Raw genomic sequence first — 22000 nt, forward strand, 5'->3', positions numbered from 1 at the left:
GGGACGGATCATTCGCCGGCCCCGCGCCGTTCTGTGACGGGGCGGTCGCCGCCGCCCGTGTGACTGTCGACCAGGTCGCCGTCGCGGTCGCTCACGACGTCCGCGACGGCCGGCTCCGCTCCGGCCGAGGTGCCGCCCGCCAGCCGCGCGCACAGCCGCTCGCCCTCCATGTCGACATGGGGCACGGTCCGCTCCAGGAAGCGCGGGAACCACCAGGCGGCGGACCCGAGCAGGGTCATGACGGCGGGCACCAGCGTCATCCGCACCACGAAGGCGTCGATGAACACGCCGACGGCGAGGGCGAACCCGATCGGCTGGACGATCGGATCGTGGCCGACGACGAACCCGGCGAAGACCGAGATCATGATCAGTGCGGCGGCCACCACCACCCGTGAGCCGTTCCGGAATCCGGTGATCACCGCGTCGCGTGGCGCCGCCCCGCGTGAACTCTCCTCCTTCATACGGGAGACCAGGAACAACTCGTAATCCATGGCCAGACCGAAAAGAACTCCGATCAGCAGGATCGGCAGGAAGCTCACCACCGGCCCCACCTTCGGCACCGCGATGAAGTCGCTCAGCCAGCCCCACTGATAGACCGCCACCACCGCGCCCGCGGCCCCCGCGATGCTCAGCAGGAACCCGACGACGGCCTTGAGCGGGACGAGCAGGGAACGGAAGGCCAGCGCGAGCAGGAGAAGCGAGATCCCGACGATCACCGCGAGAAACGGCGGCAGAGCCTCACTCAGCTTCTTGGACACATCGATGTTGGCCGCGGTGGTCCCGGTGACCGTGAGCTGCACCCCCGCACCGGCCGCGGTGCTCACCCTCTCCTCCCTGATGTCGGTGACCAGGTCCTCGGTCGCCCGGGAGTCGGGGCCGCCCTTGGGGATCACGGGGATCGCGGCGAGCCGGCCGGACGTGTCGACGGAGGGCGGCAGCAGGGTCTCCACACCGGGCAACTGCCCCAGTTTCCCCGCGAGTTGCCTCACATCCCGCTCCGAGAGGACCGCGCCGTCGCCCTCGGCCTCGGCGACCGCGATGAGCGGCCCGTTGAACCCCTGCCCGAAACCCTCGCTGACCAGGTCGTACGCCTGTCGCGCCGAAGTGCTCCCGGGATAGGACCCGTTGCCGGGAAGCCCGAGCCGCAGATCCTTCGCCGGCACCGCCACCGCCCCGATGCCGAGCAGACAGGCAATGAGGACGAGCGCCGGGCGCCGCGCGACACCGCGCACCCAGCGCTCGCCCGCCGAGGGCTTCGCGGCACCCGGAGTCTTCCTGTCGCCGCCGAGCCCCGGCAGCCGCAGCCGATCGACCGAGCTGCCCGCGTACCCGAAGAGCGCGGGCAGCAGCGTGACGGCCACCAGCATGGCGATGATCACGGCACCGGCCGCGGACAGGCCCATGACGGTCAGGAACGGCACCCCGGCCACCGCGAGCCCGGCCAGTGCCACGACCACCGTCGCCCCGGCGAAGAGAACGGCGCTGCCCGCCGTGCCGCCCGCTCGCGATGCCGCCTCCTGCGGCTGCATCCCCTCGGCCAGGTTCTGCCGGTGCCGGGACACGATGAACAGCGCGTAGTCGATGCCGACCGCCATGCCGATCATCAGGGCGAGCACCGGCGCGGTGGAGATGATGTCGTACGAGCCGGTCAGCGCGAGCAGTCCGGCCATGCCGAGCCCCACCCCGACGAGGGCGCTGAGCAGGGGCAGTCCGGCGGCGAGCATCGAGCCGAAGGTGATGAGCAGGACGAGCACCGCGACGCCGACCCCGATGGCCTCGCCGCCTTCCACGGCCACGGTCGGGGTGTAGGCGTCACCCCCGAACTCGACCTGCAATCCGGCGCGTTCGGCGCGCTCGGCAGCCGCGCGCACCGCGTCGCGCGGCCCGTCGCCGAGGTCATGGAGGCGGGTGTCGAAGACCACTTGGGTGAGGGCGATCCGGCCGTCCCGGGAGACCGCCTGCGCGGCGAACGGCTCGACCACGCGGGCCACGCCGTCCGCCTTGCCGATGGCGGCCGCGGCGGCGGAGACCGCCTCGCGCCGCTGCGGCGTGGTGAGCGACTCGCCCTCGGGGGCGGCGAACACCACCTGCGCCGAGGCGTTCGTGTACTCGGGGAGCCGGTCCGCGATGCGGTCGACGGTGGACTGCGCCTCGGTGCCCGGCACCCGGAACTCGTCAGTGGTCTTGCCGGAGAACGCCACCGCGAGCCCGCCCACCGCGAGTAACAGGACGAGCCAGACGGCGACCACGGCATGGCGGCGCCGATAGCACAGCCCGGCCAGTCGGTAGAGGAACAAGGCCATGGGAGGTGCCTCCATCACGTGCGTACCGGGCGCGGGGGCCGACGCAGCAGCTCCCCTCGCCTGCCTGTGCCGACCACCATACGCACAACTTGGTCACCTGACAAAGTCGACCGACGAAGTCATTCGCAAGGGTCGACTGATTGAGTCGCTCACACCGATACTCTGGGGCCATGGCTCACATCTCCGCCGCCGAGCGGCGTCCGCAACTCGTCCAAGCCGCCATCGAGCTGATGGCTCGTGAGGGCGTCGACGCCGGATCCACCCGCGCCATCGCCGCCGAGCTGGGCGTGGCGCAGGCAACGGTGCACTACACGTTCGGCACCAAGCGCGACCTCTACCGTGCCGTCATCGAGCAGATGACCGTCGAACTGGTCGAGTTGGTGCGCGGTGCGGTCCCCGTCGAACAGGACGGCCCCGCGGACTTCGAGCGGTCCGTGCGCCGGATGGCCGAGGCGCTCTGGCATGCGCTGCTCGAACAGCCCGGCCGCTTCCGCCTCTACGTCGAGCTGACGACATACGCGGTGCGCAGCCCCGACCTGCATGACCTGCTCCGCCGCCACCAGCGCGACCTGGAGGAGACGGCCGCGGACCTGATCGCGGGCGTCCTCGCCCGGGCGGACGACGCCCATGCCGCCGACCCCCTCGTCGTGGCCCGCTTCTTCCTCCAGGGCTTCGACGGCCTGTCGTTGCGACACCTCGTGATGGGGGAGGGGAACCCCGAGTCGGCGGCGGACAAGGAGTCGGCGGCAGACCTGGAGCGCCTGCTCGAAGCGACGCTGAACCTCACACGGGCGGGTACTCCCGCACCAGGAGCTTGAGCCCGGGCGCCCCGATCAGCGCCTCGAACTCCCGCCCCCGATAGCTGGCCCGCACCTCGAACCCGGCGCGCTCCCACGTGCGTTGGGCCCGCGCGTTGCCGTCGAGGCAGAGGATCTGCGCGCAGGCGTAGCCCTGCCGGCGGCCCAGTTCCAGGGCGTGCCCGAGCAGGGCATCGACGACACCGGCGCCTCGGAACTCGGGGACGACGGCGACGTTCTCGACCCCCCAGGAATCGGCGTAGTCCGCGGGCAGACAGGACTGGAAGATCCCCTGACGCTCACGCACGCTCTCGAACGGGGCCGTGCCGGGCCAGCCGCCGGACGCGGCCAGGTCGGCGCACTGTTCGCCGACCGCCGCGTGCCCCTCGGTCACGGGGTCATAGCCGGTGAGGGCCCCGACACGCCGCGGACCGGTCCGGCCCTCCACCTCCGCCACCCAGAAGCGGGACAGATGGCACCAGTGCGGGCCGGGGGAGAGTGCGAGCGTGCGCAGGATCTCGCGGGTGACCTCCGTTCCTTCTCCCAGGATCGGCTCCCAGCAACAGCGGTCCAGGTGGGACGTGGCGGCCGTCTCCATGACCTGGACCAGGAAGTCGAGGTCGGCCGCTTCGGCGCGGCGCACCGAGACGGCCGGGCGCCGGGCGTTCGGCGTGTCAGCGACGCCTTGTCTGCTCTGCCTGTCCTGCCTGTCCTGTGCGTTCTCGATGCCCTGCTCGTTCCGCATGACGACCACCTGTCTCCGCGGCTCTGGCCGGCCCTGTCCCAGCGGGGGCGGGCGACTGACCTCTCGCCGCCACGGTAGACAGCTCTTGTTCGTTCGACCAAGTCGTGCGAATAGATCGCGACAGGCGGGCGCTCCCGCTCCGGACATCCGCATCGGCGGATTCCGACGGCAGCGCTGGACGCCGTGGGCGTGCGGTGGCTCCTGTGAAGCCCGCCAATCCTGGTCACCTCGACTGGGGCTGCAACTCCGTGGCCAGGGGCGGTTGTTCACGGATTTGAGGGTGGTCGTGGCCGCGTGGGCGGCCAGGCATCCTCCGTCAGCCGAGGTCGTCGGGAACGATGCGGAGCTTCTGTGCGATGCGGGTGAGGGCCTTCTGGTCGGTCGTGTTGAGCGAGTCGAGGACCACGCGGCGTACGGCGCGCAGGTGCGTGGGTGCTGCCAGGTGCACGATGTCGAAGCCGGTGTCGGTGAGTTGGGCGAGGGTGTAGCGGCGACTCCAACTTGGCGGGCAGCAGCAGGACAAGGGAGATCAGCCCCGTCCATGCCGCCTTCTCCTGCTCGTTGAGCGCGACCGGGTCGAGATCTCCGGCCAGGCCGGCGTGGATGACGACCTGGTCATCCCCGACTCGCTGGAAGACGAGATCATCCAGGCTTTCGACAACGTGGAGCGCACGCTCGCCACGGTCGGCGCGACATGGAAGGACGTCATCCACGTCAACTCGTACCACAAGGTCGCACCGGGAGATGACGCCATCGGCGAGGACCACAACAGGGTCATGGCCGAGCAGTTCCGCCGTCGCCTCGACGGCCGCGCACCGATCTGGACCGAGACCGGTGTCACGGTCCTCGGCCTCGCCGCCATGCGCGTGGAGATCCGCGTCACCGCCATCGTCGGCTCCGGGAACTGAGCCGAAGAGAGCCTGGTCCGAAGCCATTTCAGGACCGCCCCACACGCGGCCGACCTGACGGTAGCGTGATCGACATGACGGCTGAGGGCGAGACGGCGGAGGGCGTGGCCCTGGTCGGCGGCATGGTGAACGTGGGCGCGGTCTTCCGCCACGGTGCCCTGGTGGAACGCCCGGCGCCACGCACCGCGCGCGCCCTCCACGCCCATCTCCTCGCGCTCGAGGAGCACGGGTTCGACGCGGCTCCCAGGCCGATCCGTCTCACCGCGGACGGCCGCGAGCAGCTGACCTTCATCCCCGGCGACGTCGCTCTGCCGCCGTTTCCGCACTGGGTGATGACCGAGACCGCGTTGAGATCGGTGGGCAGCCTGCTGCGGCGCCTGCACGACGCCAGTGCGGCCATCGCGGTCGACGCCCGCGTCGACTGGCCCCGTTCCATGGCCGACCCGGCGGGAGGAACGATGCTGTGCCACAACGACGTATGCCCGGAGAACGTCGTCTTCCGCGACGGCCGTGCCGCAGCCCTGATCGATTTCGACCTGGCGGCCCCCGGCCGAGCAGTGTGGGACGTCGCCATGACCGCCCGCTACTGGGTTCCCATGCTCGATCCCACGTCCGCGGCAGCTCTCCATCCCGGAGGGCTGGACGCCCCGACGCGCCTGCGGATCCTCGCCGACGGCTACCGCCTCTCCCCGCAGGAGCGCGCCGAACTGCCCGGCGTCATCGAACAGGCCACCGCGTCCTGCCGGGCCTTCGTCGCCGACAGAGTGGCCGACGGCGATCCCGTCTACACCCGGGCGCTGTCCGGGCAAGGTGGTTGGCAGCGTTGGGATCGCATCCAGGAGTGGTTGGCGGCTCACCATGAGGTGTTCAGGGCTGCCTTGTTGAACTGACAGTCTCAGAGGTCATCGTTGAGCTGCTGGGCCGCCGCTGCTCTCACAAGATCGCAATGACGGTGACGGTAACGGTGACGTTCACTGGCGGCCTTTCGCCGCCCGCCGGGCCGGGTTCACGAACCGCTCGTGCGACCGCGGTGGATACCGCACGGGACACATCCAGGGCGCGGTGTCCGGAGGCCACCGCGAGGTGCACCTCGACGTGCCAGTCCTTGGTGTCAGTGCGTCGTCGTACGCGTATGCCCGACGGGGGAGTTGAGGCGGCGGGGAGCCTCGTGCGGGGGGTCGTGGTGCCCCGCAGCAGCCCCACCAGACTGGGACGCAGATAGGCGACTCCGTCACAGGCGAGCGCGGCGCGTCCCGCTGCGTGCGCCAGCGCGTCGGCTGGCTCCGTCGCGTCATCGCGCGTCATGCGGGGCCCTCCTCGGCCTCGCCGTCCAGGATGTCGACGACGAACACGTCGACCTGGGCGACATCCATTCCCACCACGTTGTCGGCGGCCTCCTGCACGCATCGGCGTACCGCGTGCGCCAGTTCCGGCACAGGCCACGACCAGGACGCGGCCACCTCCAGGCGGACTCGGACGGAGTCCTGGGGGCTGCCCGTGTCACTGAGGGGCGTGATGCGGCAGCTGCCCGCGTGAACGCCCGGCAGCGCCTGGGCGGCGGCCCGGAAGGTCCGCGCTGCCGCTGCCTCGGCCACCCACAGGTCCTCGTCGGGTCCGCCCAGCGGCAGGGTCCGGCCCGGCCGCAGTTCGAGACGGACGAGATCCATGACCCGATGCGCCACGGCTTCCGGATCCGGCGCGGCGTGTGCGGACTCGGCGCCGCGGCTTCGGCGCACGACGTCGTCCAGCACCGCCAGGCTCTCCACAGCGGCGGCGCAATGAGGACAGTCCTCCGGGTGGGGAGCAGCCTGTGCCTGATCTGTCGCAGGCCCGTCGTCCACGGCGGCCCACACATCGGCCAACGAACGCCCGCAGGGCAGCTGTTCGTCTCCCGCTTCGTCATCGGGCGGCCCGGCCGGCAAGGTCAGCGCCATGCGCCCATCACCTCCGTGAGGTAGCGGCGCGCCCGGAAGATCCTTCCCCGCACCGCTTGGTGACTGATGCCGACCGCGTCGGCGATCTCCTCGTACGAGAGCCCGTGCATCTCCCTGAGCACCCAGCAGGCGCGTTGCTGCGGCGTCAATTGCGTGAGCGCGTCCTGCAACGCGTCCAGGGCCGCCTTGCCCTCGACGGTACGAGCCACTGACGTCTGGTGGTCGGGGGCGGCCGGTTCAGGGACGGCGTCGAGGTCCGCCGTGGGGCGCCGGGCACGCAGGACGTTCAGGCAGCGATTGGTGACGATGCGGTACATCCAGCTGAGAAAGGCGGCATCGCCCCGGTACTCGGGCAGCCTGCGCCAGGCGCTCACGAAGGCGTCCTGCACCGCGTCCTCCCCTTCCGTGCGATCGCCGAGCAGGCGGGCGGCCAGGCGCAGGAGGACCGGCCCGTGACGGCGTACGAGCGTCTCGAATGCCTCCTCGTCGCCTTCCGCGGCCCGGCGGGCCAGCAACGCATCCGCCAGCTCTGAGAGGGTGACAGCCGAGGACGGGTGTCTCGTCAGGCCCGCTTCCGCTCCGTGCTCCAGCCCGGGCACGCACCGCCCCCTTCCGCTCCGTTGCCACCTTGTCCGACTGTGTCAGTCGTTGGACCCGGCGGCGGCACATTCGTCACGCGGGCACGGAAGCGCACGGAGATCCGCACGTCCCGCAGCCGCATGCCGATGCGGAAAGAATCTCGGAATCGCGCGTGACATTCGACGGGGCGCTGGGTCCAACACAGTGACAGGGCAGACGAGTCGGGCCGGCACGGCCCGACGCGAGACCAGGAGAGTGCCATGACGACGAGTGCGGTTCCTGCCAGCTCCGACTCCGCTTCGACCGCGCGCACCGGAGGCAGCAAGGTCCCTTCGACCGGTGCGGCCACCGTCGGAACGGCCGTGCCCGGTGTGGACGAGCCCGCTGCCACGCGAGGCAAGACATCCATCGCGGACGTCGTGGTCGTCAAGATCGCGGGAATGGCGGCACGCGAGGTGCCCGGCGTGCACGACATGGGCGGCGGGCTGTCCCGAACCCTCGGGGCCGTGCGCGACCGGGTTCCGGGCGGACGCCCGAACGTGGGACGCGGGGTGAAGGTCGAGGTCGGTGAGCGGCAGACCGCACTCGACCTGGACCTGGTGGTGGAGTACGGCGTCGCGATCGACGAGGTGGCCCGCGACGTGCGCGAGAACGTGATCGCGGCCGTGGAGCGCATGACCGGCCTGGAAGTCGTGGAAGTGAACGTCGCCGTCAACGACGTGCATCTGCCCGGGGACGAAGGCGACTCGGACAGCGGCTCCCGCGTCGAGTGAGCGGACAGACAGACGCCGGAGCCGTCGGCTTGCCGGTCCGACAGGGGCCGGCGCGTCCCGCACGGAGCAAGAGAGGGAGAGGGATGAACACAGCCGTCGTGGGCCTGTTCGCCGGGATGGCGCTGGGGGTTGCCGCGTACTTCGGCGGATTCGGCGCGTTCCTGCTCGTGGCGGCGCTCGGCGCGGTCGGGTTCGTCGCCGGGCGCGTCGTGGAGAGCGGCATCGACGTCCGGGAGTTCCTCGGCGGGCGCGGCGGACGCCGATGAGCCCGTTCCCGACGGCTCGGTCAGTGTCCACCACGATTGCTCCTGCGGCGGAGCGTGGCGCTCTGAGCGTTGCCGACCGCGTGGTCCGCAAGATCGCCGTACAGGCCGCTGCGGACCGTGTGGCGAACTGCGGAGGGACCGTTTCGCGCGGCCGCGCAGACATCCGAGGACGGGCCGTCCGGATCACCGTCGAAGTCGAACTCCCCTATCCCTCCGACCTGGGGGAGTCATGTGCGGCACTGCGGCATGAAGTCACCCGGCGTACAGGCGAGTTGACCGGCATGTCGGTGAAGGACGTGCGCATCGTGGTCACTGGTCTCACACCGTCCGCGGAGCTGACACGGGGTCGGGTGACCGCATGACGCACCGTACGGCGACGCTCGAGACCGCGAAGGCCGGGACGGGGCAGCCGGTGAAGCGGGCGGCGGCGCACCGGCCGTGGTCGGTGCGCCGCCGGTCCGCGGTGTGCGCTTCCGTCGTCGCCGCCGCGGCCTGCGCTCTGGCCCTCGCTGAGGCATTGGCTGTGGCTTTGGACCGTGCCCCGACAGGCTGGTACGCCACCCTGGGCGAGTCACTGCGGCATCTGCGGCTCTCGGACGCGTGGACGATCGGGGTGTGCGCCCTGCTGTTCGTCGTCGGTGTGTGGTGCGTGGCCATCGCGCTGTCTCCAGGCAGCCGGCGCAGTCTGTGGATGCGTACGGAAGCCCACATGAGGGCCTGTCTCTTCCGCACTGATGCCGCCCGGATCCTGCCGGATGCCGCGCTGGACGTCCCGGGAGTCTGCGAGGTCCGTGTCCGCGTCAGGCGACGACAGGTAAAGACGCGGGCCATCTCCCACTGGAGCAGCTGACCCGCCACACCGTCCCCCAGGCACGGGAGTCTGCCGGGCTGATGAGCTGCCACACCGTCCTGCGGCTACGCGTGGCGGGCCGCCGCCCGTCCCGCATTCACTGACGGGTGTGGCTCCTTCCAGGTCTTGGTCCGCGTCTTGGTCCGCCGGAACGTTCCGTCGGCCGTCTGCGGATGTCGAGAATGTGTCACCAGCTCCGTCCCAGGGGCATGAGCGGCCATCACCGGCCTCAGCAGGAAGAAGGAGTGACCAGCATGGCGATTCAGCGGATGGACAACGTCGGCATCGTCGTCGACGACATGGATGCCGCCCTCGCGTTCTTCGCGGAACTGGGTATGGAGCTGGAGGGCAGGGGAGAGGTGGAGGGCCTCTTCGCCGACCAGTGCACCGGACTCGACGGCGTCCGCTGTGACATTGCGATGCTTCGGACCCCGGACGGACACAGCCGGCTTGAGCTGGCGAAGTACCTCAGCCCCGCGGTGATCAGCACCGGACCGCGCAACCGGCCGCACAACATTCTGGGCACGCACCGCGTCATGTTCGCGGTCGACGACATCGAGGACACCGTTGCCCGCCTGCGTCCTCACGGCGCCGAACTCGTCGGCGAGATCGCCCGGTTCGAGGACAGCTACCTGCTGTGCTATCTCCGTGGCCCGGACGGCATCATCGTCGGACTGGCCGAACAACTGAGCTGAGCAACGGGAACGCAGCATGCAGCCGAGAACGAGATCATAGAGGTGCTGCACTACGCGATCAGCCAGCAGCAGTTGGCCCGTGACGGCGACGAGCGAAGGCCCGCAGTCGACAGTACGCCCCCCTGAAAGCGGGGGGAGACATGACGGAGCCCCCTGGGACTCCGTCATGTCTCAAGGATCATGCTCAACCGGTCGGCTCCTGAAGCGGCGGCCGCTCACCGGTGAGCAGCGCGGTGATCTCGTCGGCGAGGTGGGGGCCGAGTCGGCCCCAGCCGTCCTTGTAGCCGTAGACGCTCGCCAGCGTACGGGCGTCGTAGTCGCCGTTCATGATCTCGATGTCGTCGGCGGTGATGAGTGCGGGGTGGGCGACGCCGACGGCCGACGAGACCTTCAGCAACTCCTTGCGCAGAGTCCGCAGATAGACCCCGGCTCGGGTCGCCTTCGAGGCCGGGTCGACGCCGCGCATCAGCCACGGGTCCTGGGTCGCGATGCCGGTGGGGCACTTGTCGGTGTGGCACTTCTGCGCCTGGATGCAGCCGATGGACAGCATGGCCTCACGGGCCACGTTGATCATGTCGACGCCGAGGGCGAAGGCGACGGCGGCGTTCTCCGGCAGGCCGAGCTTGCCGGAGCCGATGAAGGTGACGTCGTCGGTCAGACCCCGTTCGGCGAAGGCCCCGTACACGCGGGAGAAGCCCATCCGGAACGGCAGCGACACCGAGTCGGTGAAGATGAGAGGGGCCGCTCCGGTGCCGCCCTCACCGCCGTCGATGGTCACGAAGTCGACCCCGCGGTCGCCCTGTGCCATCAGGGAGGCCAGCTCCTCCCAGAAGTCCATCTCTCCCACCGCGCTCTTGATGCCGACCGGCAATCCGGTCTCGGCGGCGAGCAGTTCGACGAAGTCGAGCATCGAGTCCACGTCGTGGAAGGCGGTGTGCCGGGAGGGGGAGGCGCAGTCCTTGGCGACCGGGATGCCGCGGATCGCGGCGATCTCCGGGGTCACCTTCGATCCTGGCAGCATTCCGCCGAGGCCCGGCTTGGCGCCCTGGGACAGCTTGATCTCGATCGCCTTGACCGGGGCACCGTCGACGACCTGCTTGAGCTTGTCGAGGTTGAAGGTGCCGTCGTCGTTGCGGCAGCCGAAGTACGAGGTGCCGATCTGGAGGACGAGGTCACCGCCACCGCGGTGATACGGCGAGAGACCGCCCTCACCCGTGTTGTGCATCGTGCCGGCCAGTGCCGCGCCCTTGTTGAGGGCTGTGATCGCCGCACCGGAGAGCGAACCGAAGCTCATCGCCGATATGTTGACGACGCTCGCGGGACGGAACGCCTTGGCACGCCCGCGCGGTCCGCCAAGGATCTTGGCCGAGGGCAGTGGGGCCTGCGGGTCGTCCAGGTCGGGCAGCGGACCGGCGAACGTCCGCTGCTTCACATAGGCGTGGCCCTGCACGTGCTCGATGTCGACGTCGGTCCCGAAGCCGAAGTAGTTGTTCTCCTCCTTCGCCGACGCGTAGATCCATGTGCGCTGATCGCGACTGAAGGGACGCTCCTCTTCGTTGGAGGTCACGACGTACTGCCGCAGCTCGGGCCCGATCGTCTCCAGCAGATACCGGGCATGCCCGATCACGGGGAAGTTCCGCAACAGGGCGTGCTTCTTCTGGACGAGGTCACGGGCAGCCACCAGCGCCACTGCTGTCGCGGCTGCCGCACCGATGCTCCGGGCGCGCATGAACGTTCCTCTCCTCGCCGGCGGACGCCGGCGAACCGTCGTGCCCCATTAGAAGACACGTCCCCCACCTGCACGTCGGCGCCCCCACCGCGAAGCTGGAAGGTAGCAGCATTCGCGTGCATCCCACCTGTGATCAACTGACCGCGTGTGCGCATGAGTTGAACAGTCCGTGCTGCACCATGGCCTCCACCGCCGCGATCCTGCGCATCTACCCGTCACCGGTTCCGCTGCGATTCCCACTCGATACGGGCCCGCACCAACCGAACCGAATTCGAGCAGTTTCGGGCCGAGTGCACCTCCGTCGGCCCCGGAATCGCATCCCCCGGTCGCGGGCTGTTCTCGCTCACAGCCTGGTCGCCAGCCAGGCGGTCACGGCCGCGGTGGCGGTGAGGCCGACGTTGAGTGCGATCCGGCGGTCCGCACCGGTGAGGTGCACGGCGATCGCACCGATCTGCAGGAGGACGAAGCCGATGGCCGCAGCTGGCGCCAGCGAGGGCGCTGTGCCGGTCAGCGGTGGCAGGACCAGACCGGTCGCGCCGAGTACTTCGATCGTCCCCAGCGCCCGGATGGCGGGCAGGGGCATGCGGTCGACCCAGGCCATCATCGGCCGGAGTTGATCGCGGCTGCGGATCATCTTCAGTGTGCCTGCGTAGCAGTAGAAGAGGGCGAGCAGGCCCGCGACGATCCAGTAGGTGATGTTCATCGTTCCCATTCGTGAGCCACCGGTTCGCCGGGGGCTCCGTCGAGTGCGTCGATCGCCAGGGAGGCCCACGGAGAAGGCCCGGTCCGCCGTCCCACGGGACCGGCCGCGAAAGGGCGGCAGCGGCCACAGCCTCGCCGGTCCGGAGAGGGCAGCTGGGCTGTTGCGTCCCGTCGGCTTCAGGCAAGGTCGGTGGCGGGCTCGGTCGCGTAGCGGCTCATCGCGTCGATGTTGGCTTCTCGCGTCGGAGGCCGGCCGTCGGCGAGCACCTTCTGGAGGTCGCGGAAGTACTGCACGTACAGGTCGGGGGTGAACGTGCTGAGCATGACGGCGGGTTGGTCGCTCAGGTTGGCGAAGGTGTGCGGGGTGCCTGGCGGAACCATCACGAGCGTGCCCGTGGTGGCGTCGTACTCCTGGTCCCCGACGGTGAACCGTATGGAGCCGGAGAGGATGTAGAAGCCCTCGTCGTGTTGAGAGTGGCGGTGCTGCGGCGGTCCCTGGGTGTGCGGGGCGAGGACGGACTCGGCGATCGCGAGGCGGTGTCCGGTGTGGCTGCCGTCCTCCAGAACGCGCATGCGCGTGGCGCCCAGAACGATCGTCTCGCCGTCGCCGGGACCCACCACCGATACGGCGGGGGCGGCCTGCGGCCCGCTGGTCCTAGCTTGTTCGGTCATGCTCACGGCTTGTTTGGTCATGCTCACGAGTGCACCGTCGGGACCCCGCCCGTGTCCAAGACCCATCCCGCCGGGCCGATACCTCGTGGGTATCGTTACAGCGTGGAGCTACGGACCTTGCGCTATTTCGTGGCGGTCGCCGAGGAACTCCACTTCGGCCGGGCCGCCACTCGACTGCACATGAGCCAGCCGCCGCTGAGCCGGGCGATCAAGCAGTTGGAGGCCGACGTCGGGGCTCTGCTCTTCGCCCGCTCGCCCACCGGCGTCACGCTCACGCCGGTGGGCACGGTGCTCCTCGACGAGGCGCGCGCCCTGCTCGACCATGCCGACCGCGTCCGTGTACGCGTCACCGCGGCGGCCGGCGCCACGACCATCACCGTCGGCATCCTGGGCGACGGCACCGACCCGGGAGTGTCCAGGCTGGCCGCCGCCTACCGCCGAAACCACCCCGGCATCGACATCCGCGTCCGCGACACCGACCTGACCGACCCGACGTGCGGGCTGCGCGCCGGACTGGTCGATGTCGCCCTCACCCGGGCGCCGTTCGACGAGACCGCCCTGACGGTGCGTGCCCTGCGAACCGACCCGGTCGGCGTGGTCCTGCGTGCCGACGATCCGCTGGCCTGCCGCGACCGGCTGCGGCTGGCCGAACTGAGCGACCGCCGCTGGTTCCAGTTCCCCCAGGGCACCGACCCCATCTGGCAGTCGTACTGGAACGGCGGCAGTCCGCGCGAGGGACCAGTGGTGCGCGCCGTTCAGGAATGTCTGCAGGCCGTGCTGTGGAACGGCACGGTCGGCCTGGCCCCTCTCGGGCACGACCTGCCCGCGGAGTTGGCGGTGGTTCCACTGACCGACATGGCGCCGAGCCGAGTGGTGGCGGTGTGGAACGAAGGCGACACCAACCCGTTGATCCGTTCCTTCGTCGAGAGCGCGACGGCCGCGTACCGACACTGAGCCCCGGGCAGCTCCGCGGGAGACATCGCCCGCCGGTCCCCGTGAGGGCCGGACTCAGTCGATCGGCTTGATCACCCGGGCGGGGACTCCCGCGACCAGGGTGCGGGCAGGAACATCGCGGCTGACCACCGCACCGGCAGCGATCACCGCACCAGCACCGATGGTCACTCCCTGCAAGATCACGGCCGACGTCCCGATCCAGACGTCGTCTTCGATGAGGATCGGGGCGAAGGAGAGGTACTCGCGACGCTCGGCGAGCGGCAGAGGATGCCCCCCGGTGATGAGGCTGACCTTCGGGGCGATCATGACACCGTTGCCGATGCGGATCCCGCCCTTGTCCATGAACGTGCATCCCTGATTGACGAAGACGTTCTCCCCGAACGTCGTGTTGAGCCCGTACTCGGTGAAGAACGGCGGGTAGATCGTCACCGACTCGGGGAGCGGGCCACCGAACACAACAGAAAGTAGTTCAGCACGACCTTTGCTGTCGCTGAACGGCAGCACGTTCAGTCGAGACGTCGCGTCGGTCACCTCCGCGATCCGCTCAGCGTGACGCGCGAACTCGGGCGTCCGTACATACATGACCTGCTCAGTGCGGGTAGACATACGAGGATCCCACCACCCTGACGAGCGAGTCATCAAACAACCGCAGGCCCCGCCAGACACAACCAATCGTTGTGGAAGTAGGTTGAAGGCGTGGATGTTGAAGCTCTGCGGACGTTCGTGGCGGTCGCCGGGACCGGCCAGTTCCAGGCGGCAGCCGACGAGCTCGGGATCAGCCAGCAGGCGGTCTCCAAGCGGATCGCGGTCCTGGAGAGACACCTCAAGGTCACGCTCCTGGTGCGGACTTCACGAGGATCCCGGCTGAGCCTGGACGGGCAGGTCCTCCTGCCCCACGCCAAAAAGGCGCTCGCAGCCTTCGAGCAGGCCGAGCAGGCGGTGCGCCCCGGCAGCCGTCCTCTGCGCGTCGACGTCATCAACCGTCGCATCGCACCGGCCCAGGCCGTCTACCGGTTCTACCGCTCACACCCCGAGATGAACCTGGACACGGTCACCCTGAGCAACGAGAACGCCGCCCAGGCCGCCCAGGCGGTACTCGAAGGAACCGTCGACGCGTCCTTCCGCGCCCTGCCGGTAGACCAGGTCCCAGCCGGGATCAGTGCCGAACGACTCCTGGACGCACCCCTGGAGCTCCTGGTCGGGCCCCGCCACCCCTTGGCGAACGCGCCTCGGGTCAAGCCTGCGGACCTGGCCGGCCACCGCATCTGGATCCCCGGGATCAGACCAGGCACGGAGTGGGCGGCGTTCTACCAGGCGCTGACCGAGGCATTTGGTCTGAGCATCGACGCGCTCGGCCCCCACTTCGGTGACGAGGCCCTGATGGACGCGCTGGCCGACTCGGCCTCACTGGCCACCCTCGTCGGCGGCGGGGACCGCTACCTGTGGCCCCAGACCCACGACCTGCGGCGCATCCCGTTGCGCGAACCGACCCCGGTGTACACGCACGTGCTGTTGTCCCGCACCGGAGACCGGCACCCGGTGCTGGCCGCGCTGCACGACCATCTGCGCACCTCAGGGCCGCGCACCCCGGACGACGTGTGGGTGCCGGACTGGATGGACCGCTGACCGGACACCCGATCCAACAGCCACGCCCTAGCCAGGGGGACGAGGAGACCGCGGGGCAGGAACGCATGCTGCTTCCTGGGCGGCCATCACCTTGTCGCCGTACTCGAAGGCCCATGCACCGACGGCGTCGATGGGCGCCAGCAAGGTCCGTCCCAGAGCGGTGAGTTGGTACTCGACCCGTGATGGTGCGGCGGGGACTTCCTGCCGGTCGACCAGTCCGTTGAACTGCAGTCGGCGCAGCGTCTCCGTGAGGACCTTGGAGCTGATGCCCCCGATCCGCTCCTGCAGTTCGACCGGCCGCCTGGGGCCGTCGCGCAGTGCCCAGAGCACCACGGCGTTCCAGGTGTTGGAGAGCAGGTCGAAGGCGAGGCGGGCGCGGCAGTCGGCGAGGAAGGCGTTGGTGGTCACGTACCAAATGGTGCCCGAACGGCCTTCTAGCGTCGATGTGAACGGTCGAAGCAGGCACGGAGAGGGATCACGTGATGAGGATCGGCGTACTGGGCACGGGCAACATGGCCGATGCGCTCGCCACCCACTGGGTGCGGGCCGGGCACGAGGTGACCATCGGGGGGCGGGACGCACGCAAGGCGGAGCGGCTTGCGACGCGCATCAAAGGCAGCGTGAAGTCTGCCAGTCTGCGCGCGGCGGCCGAGTCCGCCGAGGTGGTGCTGGCTGCGCTGCCCTTCGGGGCGGGAGCGGACGTGGCGGGGGAGCTGCACGCGGCCCTGGAAGGCAAGGTGCTGGTCGACTGCTCCAACCCGGTGGGGCCGGGCTTTCGGCTGCTGACGGAAGGAGGTCCCTCAGCCGCGCAGCAACTGGCCGCGGCAGTACCGGGAGCCCACGTGGTCAAGGCTTTCAACCTCTGCCACGAGGACGTGTGGCGCATGCGGCCGCCCGTCTTCGAGGGGCGACCACTGGCCGTTCCGGTCTGCGGGGACGATGAGAGGGCTCTCGTGCGGGTGCGTGAGTTGGTGCGGGACGTGGGCTGTGAACCCGTGGCCGGCGGCGGTCTCGAACGTGCGGGGCTCCTGGAAGCGACCGCCGCGCTGTTCATCGCGCTGTGGGTCGGCGAGGGAGCGGATGCCCAGGCGATCGCCCCTCCGCTGGCATACGCGGCAGGACCGTCCCACCAGGAAGGGAAGAGCGGCGCAGCGGCTTTCCGTTAGGGGTTCTCGACGCGGCCTCGCGCCTTCCCCGCCGGCGTGCTGTCGCCGGCCGGGGCGGCCGGGGCCCGTGTGGAGGTGCACCAGGACGTCGTATGCAGCGCCGATGGCGATCTCGGGCGTCCTGTCGTCGGACACCTCCTGCCCCTCCCTGGAGCAGGGAGGGGCAGGAGTGCATGTGTGGAGGTCATGCCGGCCTGCTCGCCCAACGGGTCGGGGCACTCGTCCACCCCGCAACCCTATGAACAGGTCGTGGAGCGCGAACGCCATCGAGCGCAGCATCAGCTGGCCCACGCACCACCGCAGACTCGCCCGTGACTACGAACCCTCCCGACCCGCCCCGAAGCCAGGATCCGCCTCAGGGGTGGTAGATCTCCTTGACCGACGAGGCGGTGCCGTCCGAGCCCTTGAGGACCCGCACCTTGACGGTGCCCATCTTGGCGGCCTTCACGAGCTGGTCGTAGGTGCACGCGGTGGTGCCCACGTTGTTGTCGGCGGTGACGGAACCGTCGGCACCGCCGCAGATCGCCGCGGCGCCGCGGATCTGCGTGCTGTCGCTGACGTCGAATGCCTGCTTGCCCACCATCATCTTGTACTCGGCAAGGTACGACAGCGTGCCGGTGAAGCAGCCATCGGTACCGGAGTTGATGCACTCGCCCTTGGCTCCTGTGTCGTCGCCCGGGCCGCCGGAGTCCGAGCCGACGCCGGAGTCCGAGGAGCCGGAGGACTCCGAGCCGGTGGAGCCGGAGGAACCCGAGCCGGTGGAGCCGGAGGAACCCGAACCGGTGGAGCCGGAGGAACCCGAGCCCGACGAGCCCTTCGAGGCGGACGCGGAGCCTTCCGTGCCCGGGCTGGCGGAGGTGCTCGCGCTCGACGAGGAGTCGGCGGCACCGCTGTCCTTGGTGCCCTCACCGTCGTTGCAGGCGGTCAGCGAGAAGGCGAGCGCCGCGGTGGCGGCGATGGCGAGCGTGGTGTTCCGGCGCAGGGCGGTACGCATGATGCTGTGTCCCCCGTAGTGGTCGTTAGGTTTGTTGACAGTCATGACCTTGCCGCCCGCCGCTGGCGTTCCGCTAACAGTCCACTAACGAACCGTTTTCGCAGATGAAGGGCTGGTCAAGGCCGTGTGAGGGACTTCTGGAGCTGTTCCGCTCTGGCCCGGTATGCGGCTTCGGAAAGCGGCTCGTCGAGCTCCGCGGCAACCTCCCCGAGCCGGGTCAGCGCCCGTACCGTGCGGGCCGGTAGGTCCTCCTCCTCGTTGGCGGCGACCGCGGCGAGCAACACCTCGCGGGCGTCCTCGTGCCGCCCGCTGTAGTGCAGTGCGATGCCGTACGACTCCAAGATGAGCGGGCGCCAGCCGGCGATCTCGTTCTCGGGGATGGCGGCGATGCAGCGGGCCGTGTGCTCGGATGCCGCCGCGAAGTCGCCCTGGGCCAGGGCGGCATGGGTGGCGTGGTACTGCTCCAGGGTGACGGCGATGGGATGGTCGGCCCTACGGGCGTCGCGCGCGGCGTTCGCCAGCGCGTCGAGCATGCCGGCCGGGTTGCCGCGCCGGTGGCGGGCGATGGCGAGCAGGACGAGGACCTGGCAGGAGACCTCGGGGGCGAAAGTGCGCAGCGGCGCCACCGCACCGGCCAGCAGCGGCTCGGCGCGGGCGAACTGTCCGGTCTCCACGAACAGCATGCCGGTGACGGCCCGCAGCCAGCCGATGCCCTGGGTGCTGCCGATCCGCTCGGCGGCGGCGAGGGCCGTGTGCAGGGGCTGCTGCCATCCGGGGTGCGGGTGCCAGTGGACGAGCGGCCACAACAGGGCGGCGATCCGCCAGGTGCGGTCCTCGTCGCCGGGCCGGGCGGCGGCCGAGACGGCGGCCATCAGCGACTCCTGCTCCTTGAGGAACCAGCCGAAGACGGCGTCGCGCCCGGCGAACCGCGGTACGGGCAGCCCTGCTTCAAAACCTTCGGGCAGCGCAATGGTCCGCGACCCCGTGGGGTCGAACACGTCAACGGCGGCGTGCTGGGCTCGCAGCCAGTGGTCGACCAGGCGGTGGGTGACCGCGTCGGCCCCTTCTGTGCGGGGCAGTCCACGCGCGTAGAGCCGTACGAGGTCGTGCAGGCTGTAGCGGCCTGGTGCCGCCTCCTGGACCAGGTGCGCCGCGGCGAGCCGGTCGAGTCCCGTTCGGGCCTCGGCGAGCCCGATCCCGGCGGCGGCCGCGGCGGCGTAGGCGTCGCTTTCCCGGGTGAAGGAGTGCCCGAGCGCGCCGAGCAGCGCGGCGTCGGCGGCACCGAGGCAGGCGACGGAGGCGCGCAGGGCGGTCTCTACCCCGGTGTTCTCCACGGACAGCAGCGCCAACCGGCCGTGCTCGTCGGCGAGTTCGGCGGCAAGGTCGGCGGCGGTCCAGTGGCGGCGGCCCAGGAGCCGGGCGGCGGCGATGCGCAGGGCGAGCGGCAGTCCGTCGCAGAGCCGGGCGACTTCCCGTATGGCGTCGGGATCCTGGCCATCACCGAGGGCCTCGGCGAGCAGGTCCGCCGCGTCGTCCTCGTCGAGTACGTCGATGGGGACCGGCGTCGCGCAGTCCTCGGCCATCACGGCGTCCAGGCGGGCGCGGCTGGTGACGACGGTGGCGCAGGCGTCGCCGCCGGGCAGCAGCGGACGTATCTGCGCGGAGTTCCGGGCGTTGTCGAGCACGACGAGCAGCCGCCGCTTCCTGACCAGGGAGCGGAACAGCGCCGCCGCGGCCTCCTGCGACGCGGGCACGGCCGCGGCCTCGACGCCGAGTGCGAGGAGGAACTCCCGCAGCACGTCGATGGGTTGGACGGGCTCGGCGCCGCTGTGCCCGCGCAGGTCGGCGAAGAGACGGCCGTCCGGGTAGGCGGCGGCGCGGTCGTGGGCCCAGTGCACGGCCAGCGAGGTCTTGCCGACCCCGGCAGGTCCGGTGACCAGGGCGATGGGCGACCTGGTGGCGGTGGTGGCGCGGGTCAGCTCCGCGAGTTCGGTCCCGCGGCCGTGGAATCCGCGCGGTGGCCTGGGCAGCAGTTCGGGGGCCGACAGGGGGACGGGCGGAGGGGCACTGCCCGTGCCGCCCTCGGCGAGCGCATCCGCCTCCAGGACCTCTTCGTACGCCGCTCGCAGCACCGGCCCCGGGTCGACGCCCAGCGCGTCGGCGAGCTCCTTGCGGGTGCGGTGGTACTGCTCCAGGGCGTCCGACTGACGGCCCACCCGGTACAGGGCCCGGATCAGAGCCGCGATCAGCGGTTCGCGCAGCGGCTGTGTGACGGCCTCCGCGCTCAGCAGCGTCACCGCCTGCTTGTGCTCCCCCAACTCCCCGTACACGGCGGCCAGCTGCTCGACCGTGGTGAGCCGGTTCTCCTCCAGGACAGCCGCGGCGGCGAACAGCGGAGCGGTGGCGACCGTCCCGTTGAGCGCGGGCCCCTGCCACAGCGCGAGCGCCTCACGCAGCATCAGCGCCGCGTCCGACGGATCGCGCTGGCACCGTGCCAGCTTCACCAGGTCCTCGAACCGGCGGACGTCGAGCAGCGTCTCGGGCAGCCGCAGCGCGTACGCCTGCCCTTGCGTGGCGAGTTCGACACCGTACGCGTCCAGGCCCGCCTCGGTGATCACTGCGCGAATCCGCGAGACATGGCCCTGGACGACGGTGCGCGAGTGCAGCGGCGGCTCGTCCTCCCACAGCGCCTCGGTGAGCGTGTCGACGGAGACCGGGGCGGGGGAGCGCAGCAGCAGCAGCGCGAGCAGGCTGCGCCGCTTGGCGGGCCCCAGCGGCACGGGCCCCGTCCCACCGTTGACGGCCACGGGCCCAAGGAGCTGGAACTCCATATGTACGTGCACACTCCTGGTGGGGCCGGTATTGCTGGCGTACGAGGATATCTCCGGACGGCAGGTACCCCGGACCCAGCCGGTCCGGCGGGACTCAGTGCCACCGGAGCGGGGCGGACTCGCTCGACGGCCGTCTCGCGCACCGGACTGACTCGTGGACCTCGCAGGTCAGTCGTCCGCCGTCGGAGTTGGTTGGCTGAGCAGCGTACGAAGATCGATGACACGGTAGCCGCGAGCACCAGTCGCATCGAGGATCCGGGGCAGCGCCCAGGCGTCGATGACGTCGCCACGATTCCTGGGCGTGCCGACGTGCATCTGCAGGATCCCCCCCCGGCGCAGGGCGTGCGGTGCTCTGCACACCGCGCGAGCCCCTGTCATGCCGCCCTCGGTGCCCTTCCAGCCGTCGGTGGACACAGCGGCCAGCTGCCACGGGGCAGCTCGGGCCGAACTTGCGGCAAACCCAGGCAGCATCGCCCCCGCAGCGGTGAGGAGCCCCGCGACCACTGTGCGTCGGTGACATGCCGCAGGGCGGTTCACCAGATCCATGGCTTGCAGCGTCGGGTCCCCTTCAGCCACCCGACGGACCCTGCCCGACGACGTCGCTGACCACCCAGCCACCACGCCGGTGTCCGGTGTCCGGGACGAGTTGCTTCTCGCCGGGTGAGTACGGCGGGCAGGCAGCGGTGGCGAGGACCAGCTGGCCGATGGTCCGGCGTGCGGGTGGATGGCCGCCCTCGGACGGGCGTGTCACGCCTCTGGCCCGTGCCCCGTGTGAAGGACTCCTCTTCGTGCCCGACGAAGGCCGTCCGGCACCCGCCCACAGGAGGAATCACCATGCACACGACCCATGTTCGTCGCCACGCCCCGGCCGCGCTGGGTGCGGTCCTCGCGGCGGTGCTGGCCGGCGCGCTCGGTTCCGCGCCCGCCGCGCACGCCGATGACGAGGGCGACTTCGCCGCCGTAGTGCACAAGGAACTCTGCTCCGACCAAGAGCGCGGCCCGCTCTGGTACAGCGCCGTCGACTCCTGGCAGAGCCTGCAGCCCTACCACTGGAAGAAGAATGTCTCACCGGAGGCCGAAACCCGTGCCGCTCTCTACCAGGACCGCCGCTTGACTGAAGACGTCCGCGTCCAGATGTGCGCGGACATGACCACGTACGCCGGGGAACTCAAGAAGCACGTCCTCGACCTCAAGGGCGACCTCAAGACTGGATGCGCTACCGCGACCGGCATGAACCGCTTCTACGACCACAAGCGCGACCTGTTCCATCTGATCGAGGAACGCGACTGGAAGGCTCTGGACAGCGCGATGCCCGGCTGGCGCAAGCCCGCGTTCTTCGCCTCCAAGTCCAATGCCTGGGATGCGCGTTGCCCGGCCTGATCCGGTGAATGACCTTCCGGACCCGCTCGCCCCGGTCCGCGCCACCTCCCGCGGGAGGCTGGTGGCTGTCCCGTAAGGATCCTTGAGTTGGTGAGG

25 protein-coding genes and 1 pseudogene are annotated in these 22000 nt (G+C 70.3%); 11 read left to right on the forward strand and 15 right to left on the reverse strand.

The features are described 5' to 3' along the window. Window positions 1-8: 8 nt before the first annotated feature. Window positions 9-2303 (reverse strand): MMPL family transporter, encoded by a 2295-nt coding sequence (locus ACQB60_RS32190; protein WP_496929630.1) that lies wholly within the window; start codon window positions 2301-2303, stop codon window positions 9-11. 170 nt (window positions 2304-2473) lie between these two features. Between ACQB60_RS32190 and ACQB60_RS32195 the strand changes: the two genes are divergently transcribed. After that, on the forward strand, window positions 2474-3121 hold the full coding sequence (locus ACQB60_RS32195) for a TetR/AcrR family transcriptional regulator (protein WP_496929631.1): 648 nt from the start codon (window positions 2474-2476) through the stop codon (window positions 3119-3121). On the opposite strand, the gene ACQB60_RS32200 is transcribed toward ACQB60_RS32195, so the two are convergent. Together ACQB60_RS32200 and ACQB60_RS32205 are read right to left on the reverse strand one after the other, a co-directional pair. After that, on the reverse strand, window positions 3087-3845 hold the full coding sequence (locus ACQB60_RS32200; protein ID WP_496929632.1) for a GNAT family N-acetyltransferase: 759 nt from the start codon (window positions 3843-3845) through the stop codon (window positions 3087-3089). The two genes, ACQB60_RS32195 and ACQB60_RS32200, sit on opposite strands and share 35 nt — an antisense overlap. 316 nt (window positions 3846-4161) lie before the next feature. After that, a pseudogene (locus ACQB60_RS32205) lies at window positions 4162-4450 on the reverse strand (hypothetical protein). On the opposite strand from ACQB60_RS32205, the gene ACQB60_RS32210 reads away from it, so the two are divergent. Both ACQB60_RS32210 and ACQB60_RS32215 read left to right on the forward strand, forming a co-directional pair. Next, on the forward strand, window positions 4400-4753 hold the full coding sequence (locus ACQB60_RS32210; RefSeq protein ID WP_496929683.1) for a Rid family hydrolase: 354 nt from the start codon (window positions 4400-4402) through the stop codon (window positions 4751-4753). The pseudogene ACQB60_RS32205 and the gene ACQB60_RS32210 overlap by 51 nt on opposite strands. Window positions 4754-4827: 74 nt before the next feature. Continuing rightward, window positions 4828-5643 carry a phosphotransferase enzyme family protein gene (locus tag ACQB60_RS32215; RefSeq protein ID WP_496929633.1) on the forward strand — a complete coding sequence of 272 codons (816 nt, stop codon included), beginning with the start codon at window positions 4828-4830 and terminating at the stop codon, window positions 5641-5643. Window positions 5644-5686: 43 nt separating this feature from the next. On the opposite strand, the gene ACQB60_RS32220 is transcribed toward ACQB60_RS32215, so the two are convergent. The 3 genes from ACQB60_RS32220 to ACQB60_RS32230 are packed head-to-tail and all read right to left on the reverse strand — an operon-like array spanning window position 5687 to window position 7253. Beyond that, window positions 5687-6058, reverse strand: coding sequence for an Asp23/Gls24 family envelope stress response protein (locus ACQB60_RS32220; protein WP_496929634.1), 372 nt, complete (start codon window positions 6056-6058; stop codon window positions 5687-5689). Then, window positions 6055-6687: an Asp23/Gls24 family envelope stress response protein gene (locus ACQB60_RS32225; protein WP_496929635.1), complete on the reverse strand. Its 633-nt coding sequence runs from the start codon at window positions 6685-6687 to the stop codon at window positions 6055-6057. The genes ACQB60_RS32220 and ACQB60_RS32225 overlap by 4 nt, the downstream gene beginning before the upstream one ends. Beyond that, window positions 6678-7253 (reverse strand): RNA polymerase sigma factor, encoded by a 576-nt coding sequence (locus tag ACQB60_RS32230; protein WP_496929684.1) that lies wholly within the window; start codon window positions 7251-7253, stop codon window positions 6678-6680. The genes ACQB60_RS32225 and ACQB60_RS32230 overlap by 10 nt, the downstream gene beginning before the upstream one ends. A 273-nt stretch (window positions 7254-7526) precedes the next feature. Between ACQB60_RS32230 and ACQB60_RS32235 the strand changes: the two genes are divergently transcribed. The 4 genes from ACQB60_RS32235 (at window position 7527) to ACQB60_RS32250 (ending at window position 9850) form a co-directional block, all read left to right on the forward strand. After that, entirely contained in the window at window positions 7527-8039 is a 513-nt protein-coding gene (locus ACQB60_RS32235; protein ID WP_496929636.1) for an Asp23/Gls24 family envelope stress response protein, read from the forward strand. Window positions 8040-8122: 83 nt separating this feature from the next. Then, window positions 8123-8305: a hypothetical protein gene (locus ACQB60_RS32240; RefSeq protein WP_496929637.1), complete on the forward strand. Its 183-nt coding sequence runs from the start codon at window positions 8123-8125 to the stop codon at window positions 8303-8305. Window positions 8306-8663: 358 nt separating this feature from the next. After that, window positions 8664-9155 (forward strand): DUF6286 domain-containing protein, encoded by a 492-nt coding sequence (locus ACQB60_RS32245; protein WP_496929638.1) that lies wholly within the window; start codon window positions 8664-8666, stop codon window positions 9153-9155. Window positions 9156-9409: 254 nt separating this feature from the next. Beyond that, the gene (locus ACQB60_RS32250) at window positions 9410-9850 is read left to right on the forward strand and encodes a VOC family protein (protein WP_496929639.1); all 441 of its coding nucleotides are present in this window, start codon (window positions 9410-9412) and stop codon (window positions 9848-9850) included. A gap of 184 nt (window positions 9851-10034) precedes the next feature. Here the strand turns inward: ACQB60_RS32250 and ACQB60_RS32255 are convergent, their stop codons facing one another. The 3 genes from ACQB60_RS32255 to ACQB60_RS32265 all read right to left on the reverse strand — a co-directional run bounded on the left by ACQB60_RS32255 (window position 10035) and on the right by ACQB60_RS32265 (window position 12953). Next, a complete protein-coding gene (locus ACQB60_RS32255) occupies window positions 10035-11579 on the reverse strand; it encodes an FMN-binding glutamate synthase family protein (protein WP_496929640.1) in 1545 nt (514 codons plus the stop codon). A 343-nt stretch (window positions 11580-11922) separates the two neighbouring features. Further along, a complete protein-coding gene (locus tag ACQB60_RS32260) occupies window positions 11923-12282 on the reverse strand; it encodes a DoxX family protein (RefSeq protein WP_496929685.1) in 360 nt (119 codons plus the stop codon). 176 nt (window positions 12283-12458) lie between these two features. Further along, window positions 12459-12953: a dimethylsulfonioproprionate lyase family protein gene (locus ACQB60_RS32265; RefSeq protein ID WP_496929686.1), complete on the reverse strand. Its 495-nt coding sequence runs from the start codon at window positions 12951-12953 to the stop codon at window positions 12459-12461. Window positions 12954-13055: 102 nt separating this feature from the next. Here ACQB60_RS32265 and ACQB60_RS32270 point away from each other — a divergent pair, with 102 nt between their 5' ends. Next, the gene (locus ACQB60_RS32270; RefSeq protein ID WP_496929641.1) at window positions 13056-13907 is read left to right on the forward strand and encodes a LysR family transcriptional regulator; all 852 of its coding nucleotides are present in this window, start codon (window positions 13056-13058) and stop codon (window positions 13905-13907) included. 54 nt (window positions 13908-13961) lie between these two features. Here ACQB60_RS32270 and ACQB60_RS32275 read toward each other — a convergent pair whose 3' ends face one another. Continuing rightward, window positions 13962-14489 (reverse strand): DapH/DapD/GlmU-related protein, encoded by a 528-nt coding sequence (locus ACQB60_RS32275; protein ID WP_496929687.1) that lies wholly within the window; start codon window positions 14487-14489, stop codon window positions 13962-13964. A 114-nt stretch (window positions 14490-14603) separates the two neighbouring features. Here ACQB60_RS32275 and ACQB60_RS32280 point away from each other — a divergent pair, with 114 nt between their 5' ends. Continuing rightward, the gene (locus ACQB60_RS32280; RefSeq protein WP_496929642.1) at window positions 14604-15533 is read left to right on the forward strand and encodes a LysR family transcriptional regulator; all 930 of its coding nucleotides are present in this window, start codon (window positions 14604-14606) and stop codon (window positions 15531-15533) included. Between the two features lie 27 nt (window positions 15534-15560). Here the strand turns inward: ACQB60_RS32280 and ACQB60_RS32285 are convergent, their stop codons facing one another. Beyond that, window positions 15561-15941, reverse strand: coding sequence for a winged helix-turn-helix transcriptional regulator (locus tag ACQB60_RS32285; protein WP_496929643.1), 381 nt, complete (start codon window positions 15939-15941; stop codon window positions 15561-15563). A 74-nt stretch (window positions 15942-16015) separates the two neighbouring features. Between ACQB60_RS32285 and ACQB60_RS32290 the strand changes: the two genes are divergently transcribed. After that, window positions 16016-16699 carry an NADPH-dependent F420 reductase gene (locus ACQB60_RS32290; protein ID WP_496929644.1) on the forward strand — a complete coding sequence of 228 codons (684 nt, stop codon included), beginning with the start codon at window positions 16016-16018 and terminating at the stop codon, window positions 16697-16699. Window positions 16700-17054: 355 nt separating this feature from the next. Here the strand turns inward: ACQB60_RS32290 and ACQB60_RS32295 are convergent, their stop codons facing one another. The 4 genes from ACQB60_RS32295 to ACQB60_RS32310 all read right to left on the reverse strand — a co-directional run bounded on the left by ACQB60_RS32295 (window position 17055) and on the right by ACQB60_RS32310 (window position 21275). Continuing rightward, window positions 17055-17693 carry a hypothetical protein gene (locus ACQB60_RS32295; protein WP_496929645.1) on the reverse strand — a complete coding sequence of 213 codons (639 nt, stop codon included), beginning with the start codon at window positions 17691-17693 and terminating at the stop codon, window positions 17055-17057. A gap of 116 nt (window positions 17694-17809) precedes the next feature. Continuing rightward, a complete protein-coding gene (locus tag ACQB60_RS32300; RefSeq protein ID WP_496929646.1) occupies window positions 17810-20500 on the reverse strand; it encodes an AfsR/SARP family transcriptional regulator in 2691 nt (896 codons plus the stop codon). Window positions 20501-20692: 192 nt separating this feature from the next. Continuing rightward, complete coding sequence (locus tag ACQB60_RS32305) at window positions 20693-21070, reverse strand: hypothetical protein (RefSeq protein WP_496929647.1); 378 nt, start codon at window positions 21068-21070, stop codon at window positions 20693-20695. A gap of 22 nt (window positions 21071-21092) precedes the next feature. After that, window positions 21093-21275 (reverse strand): hypothetical protein, encoded by a 183-nt coding sequence (locus ACQB60_RS32310; RefSeq protein ID WP_496929648.1) that lies wholly within the window; start codon window positions 21273-21275, stop codon window positions 21093-21095. Between the two features lie 83 nt (window positions 21276-21358). Here ACQB60_RS32310 and ACQB60_RS32315 point away from each other — a divergent pair, with 83 nt between their 5' ends. Further along, a complete protein-coding gene (locus tag ACQB60_RS32315) occupies window positions 21359-21904 on the forward strand; it encodes a hypothetical protein (protein WP_496929649.1) in 546 nt (181 codons plus the stop codon). Window positions 21905-22000: the final 96 nt, after the last annotated feature.

This window comes from Streptomyces odontotermitis (genome assembly GCF_050510915.1).
Lineage (GTDB): Bacteria > Actinomycetota > Actinomycetes > Streptomycetales > Streptomycetaceae > Streptomyces.